This is a genomic window from Aliiroseovarius crassostreae, assembly GCF_001307765.1.
GTDB classification, from domain to species: Bacteria; Pseudomonadota; Alphaproteobacteria; order Rhodobacterales; family Rhodobacteraceae; genus Aliiroseovarius; species Aliiroseovarius crassostreae.
The window spans coordinates 686195-701355 of the sequence record NZ_LKBA01000006.1 but is presented as its reverse complement, the minus strand read 5'-3'; the positions used below and the strand labels follow the sequence as shown (position 1 = coordinate 701355).

Below are 15161 nucleotides of genomic sequence, written 5' to 3'. Positions count from 1 at the left end.
GCGGGCTGTCGGTTTTTCAGCCGGTCCCGTCCATCATCCCATCCCTTTTGCGCTTTCCAGAAGTTGCGCTTTTTCAATCCGTTTTGCCGGATTTCCGTTTTTGGAGCTTTAGATGTTTCGTTATTTCGAGAACCTTGTGAACCCTTTTGCGGCCCATGAAGGGGGCACACCCCCCGCCGCGCTTTGGCCTTTCATGACAAGCCAGTTCGGGCCGTTCAGAAAATGGATGGTCTGGATGGCGCTGACCGGTGTTCTGGTGGCCCTGATCGAGACCGGGTTGATTTTCTACACCGGGCGGGTGGTGGATCTGATGAATGCCTCTGAGCGGCAGAGTTTCTGGTCCAGCCATGGGTGGGAGCTGTTGGCGGCGGCGCTGTTTATCCTGATCCTGCGCCCCGTTGCGATTGTCTGGAACCGGTTTTTTCTGGAGCAGACCCTTGCGGGCAACATGCAAGAACAGGTGCGCTGGCGGGCGCATAAGCACATGCTGGGCCAGTCGCTTTCGTTTTTCCAAAATGATTTTGCGGGCCGCCTGTCAAACCGGGTGATGCAGCTGGGGCCGGCGGTCGAAGACAGCACCTACATGTTTTTCGAGGGCATTTTCTATGCCACCACCTATGTGCTGTCGGCGATGCTGATCCTTGGATCGGTTGATTGGCGCCTGTCTTTGCCGCTGGCGATCTGGTTGGTGCTTTACGTCGCCTATACCCGCCATATTGCCAAGCGCGTGGCGGTGGCGTCCGAGAAATGGTCGGATGCGCGGTCGCTTGTGAACGGGCGGGTGGTGGATGCCTATGCCAATATCGAAAGCGTGAAGCTCTTTGCGCAAGGCGCGGGCGAGGAACGCTATGTGCTGTCTGCCATGCGCCGGTTGCGGTTGCGGTTCATGCGGTTCCTGCGCCTGATGACCGAGCTATCCTTTGGCCTGAACATCCTCAATGGGATGCTGATCACCGGGGTGCTTGGCCCGGCGCTGTGGCTGTGGACGGCCGGGCTGATTTCGGTTGGAGAGGTGGCGGCGGCGTCGGCGCTGACCGTGCGGCTGAATGGCATGTCGGGCTGGATCATGTGGGTGACGATCCGGCTGTTTGAACATGCCGGTGTGATCCGCGAGGGGCTGCGGTCGATCGCGGTGCCGCATGAGCTGGTGGATGCGCCGGATGCGACCCGGTTGCAGATCAACAGGGGGGAAATCCGGTTTGACGCCCTGACCCACCATTATGGCCGGGGCAAAGGGGGATTGGACAATGTGTCGATCACCGTGAAACCCGGTGAGAAAGTGGGGCTGGTCGGGCGGTCCGGTGCGGGGAAATCCTCGCTTGTGAACCTGCTGTTGCGGTTCCGGGACCCGGAAGGGGGGCGGATCCTGATTGATGGTCAGGATGTGGCCCAGGTGACGCAGGACAGCCTGCGGGCGCAGATCGGCATGGTGACGCAGGACAGCTCGCTTCTGCACCGGTCGGTGCGGGCCAATATCCTTTACGGTCGCCCGGATGCGGATGAGGCGATGATGGTCGCGGCGGCGCGCCGGGCCGAAGCGCATGAATTCATCCAGACGCTGGAGGACCCGCAGGGGCGCCGGGGTTATAACGCCCATGTGGGCGAGCGCGGCGTAAAGCTGTCGGGCGGGCAACGCCAGCGGGTTGCCATCGCGCGGGTGATGCTGAAAGACGCGCCCATTCTGGTGCTGGACGAGGCAACATCCGCGCTCGACAGTGAAGTGGAAGCCGCGATCCAGAAAACGCTCTATGGCATGATGGAAGGGAAAACCGTGATGGCCATTGCGCACCGCCTGTCGACGATTGCCGAAATGGATCGGGTGATCGTGCTGGATCAGGGGCGGGTGATCGAACAGGGAACCCATGATGAACTGTTGGCGCTGGGCGGCACCTATGCCGGCCTGTGGGAGCGGCAATCCGGTGGTTTCCTGGCGGAAGAGTGATGTGGCTTTGGGGGCACGGTGCGGGGGCAATGAGGATCCCGCGCGCCCCGTGTCATTTCATGTTGTCATTTCCCGTTCGGCCCTCCAGATCTGAGATGTCGATTGCATCGTATAAGGAGTATCAAAGATGAGCAGATTTCAGATTGTGAAACCTGTGCTAAGCGCCAGCCTGATCGGGGGGATTGCCAGCGCGCTGGTGATGGGGTCAGCCGGCCTGTCGCAAGAGGGCACCGGGCAGGGATATGGTGCCAACCGAAGCGCCGCCTTTGCCCCCGCGCTGGCCGCTTACGAGGCGGAGCTGGCGCAGGATTGCGCGGCTTTTGAAAAGGGTGAGCTGCACATCGCTCCCGGCGGTCTGCAATCTGTTGCCGATTTCAATGGGGACGGTATCACCGATCCGGTGCTGGACACGGGCGTTTACAGCTGTTCCAGCATGGCGTCGTTCAACCGGGGAACCGGCGGGCGGGTGATCACGGTGTTTGTCTCTGATCAGACAGCGGAACAGGGCTATCAGCGGTTCGAGTTCCTTGGCGAAGGCAAGGTGATCGTCTCATTGGGGGATCGGGCGATTTTGCTGCTTGCCCAGCACGGCAGCGGGTGCGGGCGCAGCGGGGCAGAAATCTGTTTTGGTGCCTATAGCTGGTCTGAGGGGGCCTTTATCTCGCTCGGGGGAGAGGTGACGCCGGTTCGCTAGTGCTCATGCGCCCAATGCGCCCGGTGGTGCCCTGTGGGTGTTCCCGCGCGATCCGCCGGGCGGATCTTTGCGAGGTGGCGTGCGTTTTCCCCTTGTTCTCTTGGGGAAAAGCCCCTATCCCCTCATCAAACCCGGCCCGCAGATGTGCCCTTGAAATTCGCTGCTCCGACTCACTTGACGTGCCCCTGAAAGGCGTTTATTGAGCGCGGACGGAATTCGGGGTGCCGCTTTGGCGGTGCCTATGACTATTGACCGGCCAAATGTGGGTATCCATGGCGGACGGTGCAGAAGATGGGGATGGCCCCGGCTTTGCATCGCAAAATCCCACCAATCTGGCCCGAGAAGCAAGGAAGAGACCATGTCGCGCGTTTGCGAACTGACCGGAAAAGGCCCGATGACTGGCAACAATGTCAGCCACGCGAAAAACAGAACCCGTCGCCGGTTTCTGCCGAACCTGAACGACGTTACCCTGCAGTCGGAAGCTCTGGGTCGTGGTTTCAAACTGCGCATCTCGGCTGCTGCCCTGCGCTCGGTGGACCACCGCGGTGGTCTGGACGCGTTCCTGGCCAAAGCCAAAGATACTGAACTGTCGGCCAATGCGCTGAAGATCAAAAAAGACATCGCAAAAGCACAGGCTGCTGCCTAAGTTTCTGGCCGCTGCCTAAGCTTGAGCCCGCCTGTGTGTTGCCCTCAGCGGCAACAAAATGGACAAGAGATGCCGCCCGAAGGTGACTTCAGGGCGGTTTTTCTGTGTTCCGGCCCGTGCCCAAAAGTGTCCCGATCTGTGTTGCGGCGCGGGGTATCTTGCCTGCCACGGGGCCTGTTACCTTTTGTCACTTGCCAAGCGCAATCGACAGGCGTAGCCATGAGGGTATGATCCGCGGTTTTGTCGCATATCTCTTGGCGCTGGTTCTCACTGTGACCGGCTTCTCGCTCGCCCAGGCGCGGGGCGGGGATCCTTTGCCCACGACCTATGTGGATGGGATCGAGATGGTGATCTGCACCGGCATCGGTATGACCACCATCACCATCGGTCCTGATGGCGAACCGATCAAAACCCAGTATGTCTGCCCCGATGGGGCGCAGAATTTCGTGGCCGGATTTGATGTGCCAGCGATTGACCGCCCCGAAGGTGCGCTGGTTGCCTTGTTCCCGGTTGTGGTGGCCCTGTCGGTGACGGATCGGGCTGAAACCAGCCCCTCTGCCCGCGGCCCTCCTGCCCTGATCTGATCCCTTCGTCGGGCGTTTTGCCGTCCGTTTACAGGTGATTTCCGTCTTGTGACGGGACCAATCCCATCTGAAACCGAGCGCAAATCCCCCGATCAGTCCCTGTGAATATGCAGGGCGATCCTTTCCGCGTGTCCCACGCCACCCTTATTCAAATCAGGATATCAGGAGTTGTTATGTCCAAATTGAAAACCCTTCTCGCCGCCGGTGCCTGTGCGCTTGTCACCCTGCCGGCCTTCGCTGACAGCAAGATCATGGTGCAGGATGCCTATGCGCGTGCGGCTGGCATGTCGGCCAAGGCCGGTGCGGCCTTCATGCAGATCATGAACCAGGGGGACGAAGATGATCAGTTGATTGATGCGCGCTCTGACATTTCCAAACGGGTTGAGCTGCACACCCACAAGATCGACGATCAGGGCGTGGCCAGGATGATGCATGTGCCGGAAGGGTTCACGATCCCCGCTGGCGGAATGCATGCGCTCCAGCGTGGCGGTGACCATGTGATGTTCATGGGTCTTAATGGCGCGATGGAGCAGGGCGACACCGTGACCGTGACGCTGGTGTTTGAGAAAGCCGGTGAGCTTGTGGTCGAGATCCCGGTGGATCTGAACCGTGATCAGAAGGGCGGCGGCATGATGAAAATGGATCACAGCAATATGGGCCAAGACAATATGGGCCAGAACAATATGGGGCAGGGCCAGATGGGCACCATGGGGAGCGGCGCAAACGCAGGCGCCAGCAACTGAATATGAAGTTTTCGGAAGGCCGGGTCACGCGGTTTTTGCGTCCCCTGCGGGCCAGTCCTTCCGATACGGGGACTAGTCACCCCCTAAAGCGTTTCGGGATAAGCTTGAAACACATGTTTATCCCGAAACGCCCACAACATTGATATCATTGATATCTCTGACAGTGTTTCGGCGTTTTCCCGCCACGGGTGAACGTGTCTCGGGTGAACGCCGAAACGCTTTAAGGCCGCACCTCTCGGGGGGCGGTTTCATTCTGTCAGGCTCTTGTGGGTGCTGCAATTGAAACCGGCTCTGCCGACGCCGGAATTTCTCTTATTCGTCAAGGATTTCCTGCACCCATTCAGGAACGGCACGACTTGCCGGGCCATAGATCCCATGGTCAAACACGCCGCTGCCGTCGCTGCGTTCAAGGTTGATTTCAAGGGTTGGAATACCCATCCCCCGCGCTTCCCCCACAAAACCGGCCGCGGGATACACCGTGCCGGATGTGCCCAGTGCCACAAACAGGTCCGCCTCGGACAGCGGGGTCAGGATGCGCTCCATCTGATAGGGGATTTCCCCGAACCAGACGATGTCCGGCCGGGTGGTGGGGGCGTGGCAATTGGGGCAGGGATCGGCAGGGTCCATTTCGCGCGGCGCAGCCCAGCGATGCCCGCAGGTGGCACAAAGCGCGCGGGTAAGCTCCCCATGCATATGGATCACATCCACCGCCCCGCCGCGTTCATGCAGATCGTCGATATTCTGGGTGATCAGGCTGACCCGGCCCGGATGCCTGGCCTGCAGGCGGGCAAGCGCGGTGTGGGCGGCGTTGTGGCTGGCCTCCAGGCAGTTTGCGCGCCGTGCGTTGTAAAATTCATGCACCAAAGAGGGGTTTTTCGCAAAGCCCTCCGGCGTGGCGACCTCCTGCAGGTCATATCTGGTCCAGATCCCACCCTTGTCGCGAAACGTGCCCAGCCCGCTTTCGGCCGACACGCCCGCGCCCGTCAGGATGACGATGTTCTTAAACTCTGTGGTCTGAAATCTGTCCATCTGCCTGCCCCTTTTCTGCCAGGGCACGCGCGCAGCCATTGGTGAAAGCCACGGGCCGAGCGCTTTAACGATGCCCAGCCAGACTGTCGATGGCTTTTTGCAGCAGGTCAAGCAGGGCCGCGACCTCAGCCGGGTCCTGGGCCTCAATCCCCTGCGCCTCGGCAAATTCGGCAAATCGGCCCATGTCGTCGGCAACCTTGTCCACATCCCCCCAGTCAAAGCGCAGCCGCACCGGCGGCAGGGGCAGGGGGCCCACTTCCAATGAGACATGGCCATCGGCCACGATCAGGCTGAACGGTTCGCCGTCGATCACCAGTTCCGCCCGCAAAGAGGTTTGCGGCGTGGCAATCCGTTCGATTGCGCCCGCCAGCGGCACCGCGCGATGGCGGCTGTTTTCCGGATCGGACGGGATGTCGGGCATGGGCAGGGTTCGGCCAAACCGGGCCAGTTCGAACAGGATGCCACGGGTGGCCGTGCCTTCGGGGGTCAGCCGGTAGGACCGCCCCGCCTTATGGATCAGCCCGGCCTCGACCAGTTCCGACAACCGGGATGCGAGCATGTTGGTCGCAATGCCGGGCAGACCCGCCTTGATCTCTCCGAATGAGGTGGGACCGGCGTGCAGTTCGCGCAGGACATGGATCCCCCAACGGTTCCCGATCACATCCAATGCGCGGGAAATGGGGCAGGTTTGGGCATAGGGTTTTGCACGTTTCATAGGCTCATTTTCGGGTCGTTGCGTTTCAGTTCAAGATGGGCGCACGCCCGTCGGCGTGGTTTCGCGGATGGGTGACAGCAGCAAACAGAACCGCTATCAGAAACTATGACCACTCGTATTCTCTTCGTCTGCCTTGGCAATATCTGCCGTTCGCCCAGTGCCGAGGCGGTGTTTCGCCAGATCGCCAACCAACACGCCCCGGAACTGGCGCTGGAGGTCGACAGTGCCGGCACGTCAGACTGGCACGAAGGTGAACCCCCATATAGCCCCATGCAGCGGGCTGCAAGGGTGCGTGGCTATGAGTTGGCAACATTACGCGCACGTCAGTTTTCGCGCGCCGATTTTGACCGGTTTGACCTGATCATCGGCATGGACCGCGACAACATCACCAATATCGAGGCGCTGCGCCCGCCGGGGCGGACAACGCCAGCACATGTGTTTACCGACTACCTTCCATCAGACCTGCCCGCGCAGGACCCGCGCCGGGGCATGGACCACGTGCCCGACCCCTATTACACCCGCGATTTCGACCAGACACTCGACCTGGTCGAGGCCGCGTCACACGGGCTTTTGCAGCAGTTGCGCCGGAAACAGGCAGCAGGCTGAGCCAAGAGGTAAGCAGGGGACACACAAGATACGGACCGGCCAGGGAATGGGCTGGCCAAGGTATGCACTGGCAAGGGGCGAAGGGCACACAATCCTGTCGCGGACCCAACGCCAGTAATGTCACAATATAAATCTCAAACCACGCTTCAAATCCGCAGTTCTCGACAGGGTCGCCACCGAAGATGGGGCGGCAACCAGAGCGGGGAACAGGAAACGCTCAGCCGCAATAAGTGTTCACGGCCTGACCGAACTGCTTGTATTTCTGCCAGAACTTCTCATCCGTCCGCCGATCGGACTGACGCAGAACCTGGCTTTTATGCGGGTCTTTGAAAAACTTCACGACACGCGATTGCTCGCTCCTGCTCAACATGGCCCCTGCCACGTCTTCGATACAGCCGCACAGATTGCGTGATGCGGCGGACCGATCCGCGCTCATGCAGGCCTTCTGAATACCGCCTGCGGTGGCTGGGGTGGGGGCAATTGAACTGATGCCAAAGCCACCGATCCCCAGTGCAACGGCCATTGCCAGATATTTCATGTGCTGCCTCGTGCTCATATTTTCTTGGGGCCCGCTTTGTCATGATCGCGCTCCGGCTTCAGCACCTGTCGCGGCGAAATACCCGCGTTTGGATGCCACCCTGACGCGCGGCCTGACCTGGGCCTTGGTTGGGTTGTTTTGGCCCCGGTTTTTCCGGGACTCGGTTAACGCGTTTCGATATTAATCTAAAGTAGGGAAAACCGAAACGGTCTAGGAAAAGCCTAGCATATTTTTCCCTTTGGTGCAATTTTTCCTGTAAATCACCGGCGACAGCCCGCCACTCACAACGCGCAGCTTACAGCGTGTTCAGGGACACCTGCGGCACGAGCGCCTCGACCTGCGGGCGCCTGCACAGGGCGGTTGCCTCAGACATGACCGCCGCCGAGGCCGCCGCCACACCGTGACACAGGGCCTGCGGGCCGGTTTGTCCCCGGGCAAGCGCCAGAGTGAACGCCCCCAGAAAACTGTCCCCGGCCCCCACCTTTGAGCGCACCGGCACGTCAGGCCCAACCCCGTGCCATGCCTGATCTGCCGTGACCAGAACCGATCCCTCTGCGCCGCGCCCCAGCACCACCTGATCCGCAACCCCCTGCCGGATCAGCATCCGGGCAAATCGGGCTGCGTCCTGCGGGCCGGGCAGGGGCTGACCCGCAAGCGCCTCGCTTTCGCTCTGGTCAAGCCGCAGCAGCGACAGGGCCGCGCCACGGCCGCGGTTGTGAACCGCTTCGTTCAGGGCGGCGCCGGATGTGTCGAGGATCAGTTTGCCCCCCCGTTGGGCCGCCCGGATCGCAAGCTGTTCGATAAAGCCGTGGGTCACACCCGGCGGCATGGATCCCGACAGCACCACCAGCATTCCCGGCATGATCCGCGTGGTGATCAGGTCCAGACAGGCAGAGCTGAGCTCGGGCGTCCAGGTCGGGCCGGGCATGACAAATCGGTATTGGCTGGCTTGGTGAGGAGTGGGCTGGTGAGGGCTGGCATGGTGTTGGGCGGTTCCGTCCCGCTCCCCGACCGCAACAGAAAGGCGGGTTTCACCGGGCAGTTTGAAATGGATCTGCGGGACATTCTCCTGCTCCAGAAGGGCTGCCACCTGCGCGCCGTGGTGTCCCGCCAGGGCGACCAGTGCTGTGGCCTCGCCGCCCAGAATGCGGATCGCGCGCGCCACGTTGATGCCGCCCCCGCCCGGATCCAGCCGGGGCGTGTCACAGCGGATCTTGTCACCCGCCACGATATGGTCGGCCTCGGTGGACAGATCCAGCGAGGGGTTCAGCGTCAGGGTCAGGATGGGCAGGGGATCTGCTGGCATGATTTGGCTCCGGCCGGTGTCGGTCGGAGCCTAAAGCGTTTCGGGATAAACTTGAAACGCTTTCGTCCCGTCCCCAGTCGGGGTCCATGGGACTTGCGCGCTTTGACAAAATCAGGCGGCGGGGGCCTGTGCCTGTCTGGCGGGAATGGCGCGGGAGACCACTTCCAGCGCCACATCTGCCGGGCTGACCTCGCGGCGTTCCGCCTCGGTCAGGATGGCCTCCATCGTGGCATCCAGCGCCTCCAGCTTTTCATCCACCCAGTCCACGCGGTTTTCAATGCCGAGGATCTCGGTCGCCACATTGATGATCCCGCCGCCATTGGCAACAAAATCGGGGGCATAAAGGATGCCGCGATCGTGCAGGCGCTGCGCGTCTTCGGGCGTGGCCAGCTGGTTGTTGGCGCCGCCAGCCACGGCCTCGACCCGCAATTGCGCGATACTGTCTTCGTTCAGGATGCCGCCGATGGCGCAGGGGGCAAAGATATCGGCCTTCGCGGCATAGATCTCCTCCAGCCCCACGGCCTCGGCACCAAAGCTGGTCACCGCCATTTGCACCCGTTCCGGGTTGATGTCGGTCACGATCAGTTTTGCCCCGGCCGCGGTGAGGCGATAGCACAGGTTCCACCCCACATTGCCCAGCCCCTGAACGGCGATGATGCGTCCGCGCAGGGTCCAGTCATCAAACTGGTGCAGGGCCACGCGGCGGATCGCGTTGAAAATGCCGCGCGCGGTGATGGGCGAAGGATCGCCCGAGGCAAATTCCCCATCCGCCAGCCCGGCCACATACCGGGTTTCTTTCGCAAGCTCTGCCATATCCGCCGTGGTCATGCCCATGTCTTCGGCGGTCCAATAGCGCCCGGCGCAGGCCTCAACCGCACGGCCAAAGGCGTGCAGAAGCTCCGGCGTTTTCTGCGTCGCCGGGTCGCCTATGATCACCGCCTTGCCCCCGCCCAGCGGCAGGCCGGCGGCGGCGTTCTTATAGGTCATGCCCTCGGACAGGCGTTTCACATCCGTGAGCGCCTCGTCTTCGCTGGCGTAAGGCCGCATCCGCAGGCCCCCCGCCGCCGGGCCAAGATCGGTCGAATGAATGGCGATGAAACCGACCAGCCCGCAGGCCGGGTCTGCCACGCGCAGGATCTGTTCATGGGTGGTGGATGCAATGGTGGTGATGGTCATAAATCTCTCCCTTTGGATCAACTTACCGCCGGGGCAGGGAAGATTATCACCAATTTCACGCGTGAAGTTTTTGTGAATTGGTGATAATCTGATGTGGAATCAAATTTAACGCGAGAAATCTGATGGATGCCACCGATCGACGTATTATTTCTGCTCTGCAGCAAAACGGACGGCAGAAACTCGGGGATCTGGCCGAGGAGGTTGGCCTCTCCCCCACGCCCTGCGCGCGCCGGGTGGCGGCGCTGGAAGACAGCGGCGTGATCACCGGCTATGGCGCGCGGGTTGATCAGGCCAGGCTGGGCCTGCCGGTCACGGTGTTTATCGAGGTGGAGCTGGAAAGCCAGAAGCGCGAAGCGATCAGCGCGTTCGAGCGGGCAATTTCGCGGATGGAAGAGGTGATGGAATGCCATTTGATGAGCGGGTCGCGCGACATCCTGCTGCGGGTTGTCGTGGCCGACCTCGCATCTTTTGACGCGTTCATGGAAAACCACCTGATGCGGGTCGAAGGGGTGAGCCGGATGCGATCGAGCTTTACCCTGCGCACCATGGTCAGGCGCAATCGCTTGCCGATGGGGTGAGGGGCTGCCCTGAGAATGACCATCCGGTGGCGCACCGGACAGCGCCCGACCGGGGTAACTGCACCACACAAGGGCCACGCCCGACCCTGGGTGCGCGTATGAGATGTTTCGTCCGGACGAAGGCCGGACAGCGCCCGACGTTAACATTGCAAAACATAAGGGCCACGACTGACCTCGGGAGGGCGATGCAACGCTGGTGGCTGTCAGTTTATTTCAAGAGCCGCAACGGTGCGTGTGTTGAATCCTCGCGAAACGCCCTCCCATGGGGGGAGGTCGGGCGTGGCCCGTGCTGCGCACGTGCCGGGGCTTGCAGGCACTCGTCCCACGCAATGTCCCGATGCCCCCCTAGGTCGGGCGCAGTTGTAAACTTAAGAGAAGGGATTTTCGATGGCATCCTTCAGCATGATCCGCCTAAAGAAAAGGAACTCATGGAGGCCAAACCATTCTGGAGGCTGTTTTCGGTTTAATGGGATGCAAAGAGCGGATTTATCGAGATTGGAGTATAATGAATAATTGATTGTATTTTCCAATCGATAAACTCTCGTTAGCGATATTTCACCAAACAGATTTATGACTATTTGTAGTTTTCTTCTTTCGGGCAAAATTGCCAGAAAATGACTGTCGGTTCGCCAAACATTTTCCCCGATAATGCTGGTCCTGAATTCATCGTTTGGGATGCTGGTTGCTTCTTCGATCACTTTTGGATTGAACTTTTCCAGCTTAAGTATTGCTCTCAACGGGTCGGTGCTTTTACTGAAGGACCACTGATCACCCAAAAACAAATGACCGGCTCCCAAGGCGATCTTGGCCATACCACGTTCGATAGGCAGTTGAGACATCATTACTTGCCCAGAAAAATGCGTAATTGGTTTTCTTTGGGCATTTGAAAGCTCTTTATTTATAAATTCATCGAGTAGGGTGTCTGATGGTATTTTTCGCCCCGTAACTTTGAATTGCTTCTTGATGAAGCCTCTTAAGAAATGGGCTACGTCCGCTTCTGATCCAGAGGCAGTCACATCAAACGCACCATTGGAACGCGGGGTAATCTGGAAGTCAGGCCTCAGTTTGTGCGTGATACCGTTAGGTGTGAAAGTTGACGTGCCAGTGCCGTCATTCTCAAACATTACAGAAAAACTAGGTGCCTTTCCTTTCTTGCTTGGTATTGCGTACTTTGTGCGGCACATTTCCATTATCATTTCAGATTGGAATGGTGCATCTATTCTGGAACCAAGCTCTGAATTGCATTTTTTGCAGCAATCCGATGTAATTGCTGGGTATCTTCCGCCAGAGCTCTCTGGGATAATGTGCTCTTTCGAGCAACATGTAGAGGAGGTGCGGTCATCGGACAGTGGCTGTTGGCAGTAAATACATTTCATATTCTTGGACTCACCAATTATTAGTAAAGACTTCGGACCTTGACCGGGGCTAAATTCCCTATAATACGCTCCTCTTATGACTGACCTGAAACACATCCGCAATTTCTCGATCGTGGCGCATATCGACCACGGGAAATCCACCCTGGCGGATCGCCTGATCCAGGAGACGAACACCGTCGCGGATCGGGATATGAAAGAGCAGATGCTCGACAGTATGGATATCGAGCGCGAGCGCGGCATCACCATCAAGGCCAACACGGTGCGGATCGAATATACCGCCGAGGATGGCGAGACCTATATCCTCAACCTGATCGACACGCCGGGCCATGTGGATTTCGCCTATGAGGTCAGCCGCTCGATGCGCGCGGTCGAAGGCTCGCTTTTGGTGGTGGACAGCACCCAGGGGGTTGAGGCGCAGACACTGGCCAATGTCTATCAGGCGATTGAAGCGGATCACGAGATTGTGCCGGTTCTGAACAAGATCGACCTGCCCGCGTCGGAATGTGACCGCGTGGCTGAACAGATCGAGGATGTGATCGGCATTGATGCCTCCGGCGCCATTCAGGTCTCTGCCAAAACCGGGGTTGGTATCCGTGAAACGCTTGAGGCGATTGTCACCGAACTGCCCGCCCCCAAGGGCGACCCGGATGCGCCGCTGAAGGCGATGCTGGTGGACAGCTGGTATGACTCCTATCTGGGGGTGATCGTTCTGGTGCGGATCATCGACGGGAAGCTGAAAAAGGGCGAACGCATCCGTATGATGTCGACCAACGCCGTTTACCCGGTGGATCGGGTTGGTGTCTTCACCCCCGAGATGAAGCCGATTGACGTGCTGGGGCCGGGCGAGATCGGCTTTCTCACCGCGTCGATCAAACAGGTGCGCGACACCCGCGTGGGGGACACGATCACCCATGAGAAAAAGGGCACAACCGAGGCGCTGCCGGGCTTCAAACCCTCGCAGCCGGTGGTGTTCTGTGGCCTGTTCCCGGTCGACAGTGCCGAATTCGAAGACCTGCGCGACTCGATTGAGAAACTGGCGCTGAACGATGCGTCCTTCTCTTACGAAATGGAAACCTCGGCCGCCCTTGGCTTTGGCTTCCGCTGCGGTTTCCTTGGGCTTTTGCACCTCGAAGTGATCCGCGACCGGATCGAACGCGAATATAATATCGAACTGATCACCACCGCGCCCAGCGTGATCTACCACGTCTATATGAAAGACGGCTCGATGATCGAGCTGCACAACCCCGCCGACATGCCCGACCTCTCAAAGGTCGATCATATGGAAGAGCCGCGCATCAAGGCGACCATCATGGTGCCGGACGAATATCTGGGCGACGTCTTGAAACTGTGCCAGGACCGCCGCGGTATCCAGATGGACCTGACCTATGCGGGCTCGCGCGCGATGACGGTTTATGACCTGCCGCTCAACGAGGTGGTGTTTGACTTCTATGATCGCCTGAAATCGGTCACAAAAGGGTATGCGAGTTTCGACTACCAGATGGAGGGCTATCGCGAGGACAATCTGGTGAAGATGTCGATCCTTGTGAATGATGAGCCGGTGGACGCGCTTTCGACCATGGTGCACCGCGACCGCGCCGAATTGCGCGGCCGGGCGATGGTGGAGAAGCTCAAGGACCTGATCCCCCGCCACATGTTCAAAATCCCGATCCAGGCGGCCATCGGCGGCAAGGTGATCGCGCGCGAGACGCTGTCCGCGATGCGCAAAGACGTGACGGCGAAATGCTACGGTGGCGACGCGACCCGGAAAAAGAAACTGCTGGAGAAGCAGAAGGCGGGTAAAAAGAAGATGCGCCAGTTCGGCAAGGTTGATATCCCGCAGGAAGCGTTTATCAGCGCGCTGAAAATGGACAACTAAATGAAAAGGGCCTCGCAAGAGGCCCTTTTCATTTGGTGGGCGGAAGAGATTGGCAAAGCCAATCGCGTGCCCACTCGTTGGTGTTCTACACTATCCTTGTGTCAGGCACGATTCCTATGAGCTGCCTTTGTGGTAACCAGCGTTCAATCTGGGCGGGTGTTTTTAATAAGTTCCAAGGCTATCCAAGTCTTTGGGTACATATCAACTTCTACCAAGATACCTGTTTCCATAAGCTTACTTAGAAGACCCCTTGCTGCGGCGTCGGTTACTCCAACGTGATTGACGATATCCTTTGGCCGAATGACAGGCTGTTCAAACAACATGTCGACAACGGATTGCAAGTTGTTAGATGTAGAAACAGCTGCGGCCTTTTCTCGATAGATTTCTTGAAGAGAAATAATTCTGTCAATTGTATCTACTGTTCGGCGGGCGGTTTCAGTTACTGCGCTGAAAAAGAAGTTTAGCCACTCATTCCATTCTCCAAACGCCGATACTCGGTACATTTTTTCGATGTAGTCGTCTTTCACCCCTTCCAATGCAGGGCTAAGGAATAGCGCGGGCAGATCGAGAAGCCCTCTTGATACTGCCATCAAAGAGATTAGCATGCGGCCCACGCGACCGTTTCCATCAGCAAATGGATGTATGGTTTCGAATTGGTAATGTACTAAAGCCATATCTATTAGTGCATATTGAGCTCCACGATCAGAATTAATGAAAACTTCTAGATCGCTCATGCAATCTGCTGTTTGTAACGGTGGGGCGGGAATGAAACGCGCCGCCTCTAGGGTTCTCCCACCAATCATGTTCTGGTCGCGTTTGAACTCACCCGGTAGCTTATCCTCGCCACGAGAGATGCCCACATTTTGCAAAAGTTGTTGATGTGCAGTTCTAATTAATCGGCTTGAGATCGGTAACTCGTTCAATGACTCAATCGCTGTTTCCAAAGCGCGGACATAGTTTAGCACTTCAGCTGTTTGATCATCACCGTTGGCGTTAACACCAGCTTCGGCCATTGCCAACTTTTCATTTGTAGTATGAGTGCCTTCCATCGCGGAAGAAGTTTGCGCTTCTAAGCGCTGCATAGGTTTGATGAAAATATAGGGGTTTTGCAGCCGACGACATGCACCCTTCAGTTCCCCAATTGCTCCGTGTGCTTCGGCGAGGGATAGAGCGATCTCCGCCATGTTAAGATCGGGAGGAAGTGGAGTGGGTACAAATGCCTTGGCATTGTAAACTGTTGGTACAAGTCGCCCAGGAGAGTGCTGTCCAAAGTCGTCATATCGCACTTTATAGTCCTCTTTAATGTGGATATGTCACTTTATAGTTTGGCGGCTAAAAACTATAAAGTGGTT

At 58.5% G+C, this 15161-nt stretch carries 15 protein-coding genes and 1 pseudogene; 8 read left to right on the top strand and 8 right to left on the bottom strand.

The window, feature by feature from the left end; translation table 11 throughout:
* Positions 1 to 112 precede the first annotated feature (112 nt).
* From AKJ29_RS09795 to AKJ29_RS09775, 5 genes are all read left to right on the top strand, one after another.
* Positions 113 to 1942: an ABC transporter ATP-binding protein gene (locus tag AKJ29_RS09795; protein ID WP_055190279.1), complete on the top strand. Its 1830-nt coding sequence runs from the start codon at positions 113 to 115 to the stop codon at positions 1940 to 1942.
* A gap of 127 nt (positions 1943 to 2069) precedes the next feature.
* Positions 2070 to 2636: a hypothetical protein gene (locus AKJ29_RS09790; RefSeq protein ID WP_055190277.1), complete on the top strand. Its 567-nt coding sequence runs from the start codon at positions 2070 to 2072 to the stop codon at positions 2634 to 2636.
* 358 nt (positions 2637 to 2994) lie between these two features.
* Positions 2995 to 3282, top strand: coding sequence for a 50S ribosomal protein L28 (gene rpmB, locus AKJ29_RS09785; RefSeq protein ID WP_055190275.1), 288 nt, complete (start codon positions 2995 to 2997; stop codon positions 3280 to 3282).
* 227 nt (positions 3283 to 3509) lie between these two features.
* A complete protein-coding gene (locus AKJ29_RS09780; protein WP_055190273.1) occupies positions 3510 to 3866 on the top strand; it encodes a hypothetical protein in 357 nt (118 codons plus the stop codon).
* A 173-nt stretch (positions 3867 to 4039) separates the two neighbouring features.
* Positions 4040 to 4609, top strand: a complete 570-nt coding sequence (locus AKJ29_RS09775; protein ID WP_074963732.1) for a copper chaperone PCu(A)C — start codon at positions 4040 to 4042, stop codon at positions 4607 to 4609.
* 312 nt (positions 4610 to 4921) lie between these two features.
* Here the strand turns inward: AKJ29_RS09775 and AKJ29_RS09770 are convergent, their stop codons facing one another.
* On the bottom strand, positions 4922 to 5638 hold the full coding sequence (locus AKJ29_RS09770; protein WP_055190271.1) for an NAD-dependent deacylase: 717 nt from the start codon (positions 5636 to 5638) through the stop codon (positions 4922 to 4924).
* 64 nt (positions 5639 to 5702) lie between these two features.
* Positions 5703 to 6353 carry a winged helix-turn-helix transcriptional regulator gene (locus AKJ29_RS09765; RefSeq protein WP_055190269.1) on the bottom strand — a complete coding sequence of 217 codons (651 nt, stop codon included), beginning with the start codon at positions 6351 to 6353 and terminating at the stop codon, positions 5703 to 5705.
* A gap of 105 nt (positions 6354 to 6458) precedes the next feature.
* Here AKJ29_RS09765 and AKJ29_RS09760 point away from each other — a divergent pair, with 105 nt between their 5' ends.
* Positions 6459 to 6959, top strand: a complete 501-nt coding sequence (locus AKJ29_RS09760; protein WP_055190267.1) for a low molecular weight protein-tyrosine-phosphatase — start codon at positions 6459 to 6461, stop codon at positions 6957 to 6959.
* Between the two features lie 217 nt (positions 6960 to 7176).
* Here AKJ29_RS09760 and AKJ29_RS09755 read toward each other — a convergent pair whose 3' ends face one another.
* The 3 genes from AKJ29_RS09755 to AKJ29_RS09745 form a co-directional block, all read right to left on the bottom strand.
* Positions 7177 to 7515, bottom strand: coding sequence for a hypothetical protein (locus tag AKJ29_RS09755; RefSeq protein WP_235477386.1), 339 nt, complete (start codon positions 7513 to 7515; stop codon positions 7177 to 7179).
* Positions 7516 to 7792: 277 nt separating this feature from the next.
* On the bottom strand, positions 7793 to 8803 hold the full coding sequence (locus tag AKJ29_RS09750; protein ID WP_055190263.1) for a 1-phosphofructokinase family hexose kinase: 1011 nt from the start codon (positions 8801 to 8803) through the stop codon (positions 7793 to 7795).
* Positions 8804 to 8914: 111 nt separating this feature from the next.
* Positions 8915 to 9979, bottom strand: coding sequence for a Glu/Leu/Phe/Val family dehydrogenase (locus tag AKJ29_RS09745; protein ID WP_055190261.1), 1065 nt, complete (start codon positions 9977 to 9979; stop codon positions 8915 to 8917).
* 122 nt (positions 9980 to 10101) lie between these two features.
* Between AKJ29_RS09745 and AKJ29_RS09740 the strand changes: the two genes are divergently transcribed.
* Entirely contained in the window at positions 10102 to 10557 is a 456-nt protein-coding gene (locus tag AKJ29_RS09740; protein WP_055190259.1) for an Lrp/AsnC family transcriptional regulator, read from the top strand.
* A 368-nt stretch (positions 10558 to 10925) separates the two neighbouring features.
* Here AKJ29_RS09740 and AKJ29_RS09735 read toward each other — a convergent pair whose 3' ends face one another.
* The gene (locus tag AKJ29_RS09735) at positions 10926 to 11681 is read right to left on the bottom strand and encodes a hypothetical protein (protein ID WP_055190258.1); all 756 of its coding nucleotides are present in this window, start codon (positions 11679 to 11681) and stop codon (positions 10926 to 10928) included.
* Between the two features lie 87 nt (positions 11682 to 11768).
* Positions 11769 to 11933, bottom strand: a pseudogene (locus AKJ29_RS20570) (HNH endonuclease); the annotation flags it as partial.
* Positions 11934 to 12009: 76 nt separating this feature from the next.
* Between AKJ29_RS20570 and lepA the strand changes: the two are divergent.
* Positions 12010 to 13809, top strand: a complete 1800-nt coding sequence (lepA, locus tag AKJ29_RS09730; protein ID WP_055190256.1) for a translation elongation factor 4 — start codon at positions 12010 to 12012, stop codon at positions 13807 to 13809.
* 143 nt (positions 13810 to 13952) lie between these two features.
* Here the strand turns inward: lepA and AKJ29_RS09725 are convergent, their stop codons facing one another.
* Positions 13953 to 14993 (bottom strand): Fic family protein, encoded by a 1041-nt coding sequence (locus tag AKJ29_RS09725; RefSeq protein ID WP_074963730.1) that lies wholly within the window; start codon positions 14991 to 14993, stop codon positions 13953 to 13955.
* Positions 14994 to 15161 lie beyond the last annotated feature (168 nt).

Coding starts and splice junctions, on each gene's coding strand:
- AKJ29_RS09795 (WP_055190279.1), top strand. CDS start 113: ATGTTTCGTTATTTCGAGAACCTTGTGAACCCTTTTGCGGCCCATGAA.
- AKJ29_RS09790 (WP_055190277.1), top strand. CDS start 2,070: ATGAGCAGATTTCAGATTGTGAAACCTGTGCTAAGCGCCAGCCTGATC.
- rpmB (WP_055190275.1), top strand. CDS start 2,995: ATGTCGCGCGTTTGCGAACTGACCGGAAAAGGCCCGATGACTGGCAAC.
- AKJ29_RS09780 (WP_055190273.1), top strand. CDS start 3,510: ATGATCCGCGGTTTTGTCGCATATCTCTTGGCGCTGGTTCTCACTGTG.
- AKJ29_RS09775 (WP_074963732.1), top strand. CDS start 4,040: ATGTCCAAATTGAAAACCCTTCTCGCCGCCGGTGCCTGTGCGCTTGTC.
- AKJ29_RS09770 (WP_055190271.1), bottom strand. CDS start 5,638: ATGGACAGATTTCAGACCACAGAGTTTAAGAACATCGTCATCCTGACG.
- AKJ29_RS09765 (WP_055190269.1), bottom strand. CDS start 6,353: ATGAAACGTGCAAAACCCTATGCCCAAACCTGCCCCATTTCCCGCGCA.
- AKJ29_RS09760 (WP_055190267.1), top strand. CDS start 6,459: ATGACCACTCGTATTCTCTTCGTCTGCCTTGGCAATATCTGCCGTTCG.
- AKJ29_RS09755 (WP_235477386.1), bottom strand. CDS start 7,515: ATGAGCACGAGGCAGCACATGAAATATCTGGCAATGGCCGTTGCACTG.
- AKJ29_RS09750 (WP_055190263.1), bottom strand. CDS start 8,803: ATGCCAGCAGATCCCCTGCCCATCCTGACCCTGACGCTGAACCCCTCG.
- AKJ29_RS09745 (WP_055190261.1), bottom strand. CDS start 9,979: ATGACCATCACCACCATTGCATCCACCACCCATGAACAGATCCTGCGC.
- AKJ29_RS09740 (WP_055190259.1), top strand. CDS start 10,102: ATGGATGCCACCGATCGACGTATTATTTCTGCTCTGCAGCAAAACGGA.
- AKJ29_RS09735 (WP_055190258.1), bottom strand. CDS start 11,681: ATGTTTGAGAATGACGGCACTGGCACGTCAACTTTCACACCTAACGGT.
- lepA (WP_055190256.1), top strand. CDS start 12,010: ATGACTGACCTGAAACACATCCGCAATTTCTCGATCGTGGCGCATATC.
- AKJ29_RS09725 (WP_074963730.1), bottom strand. CDS start 14,993: ATGGCGGAGATCGCTCTATCCCTCGCCGAAGCACACGGAGCAATTGGG.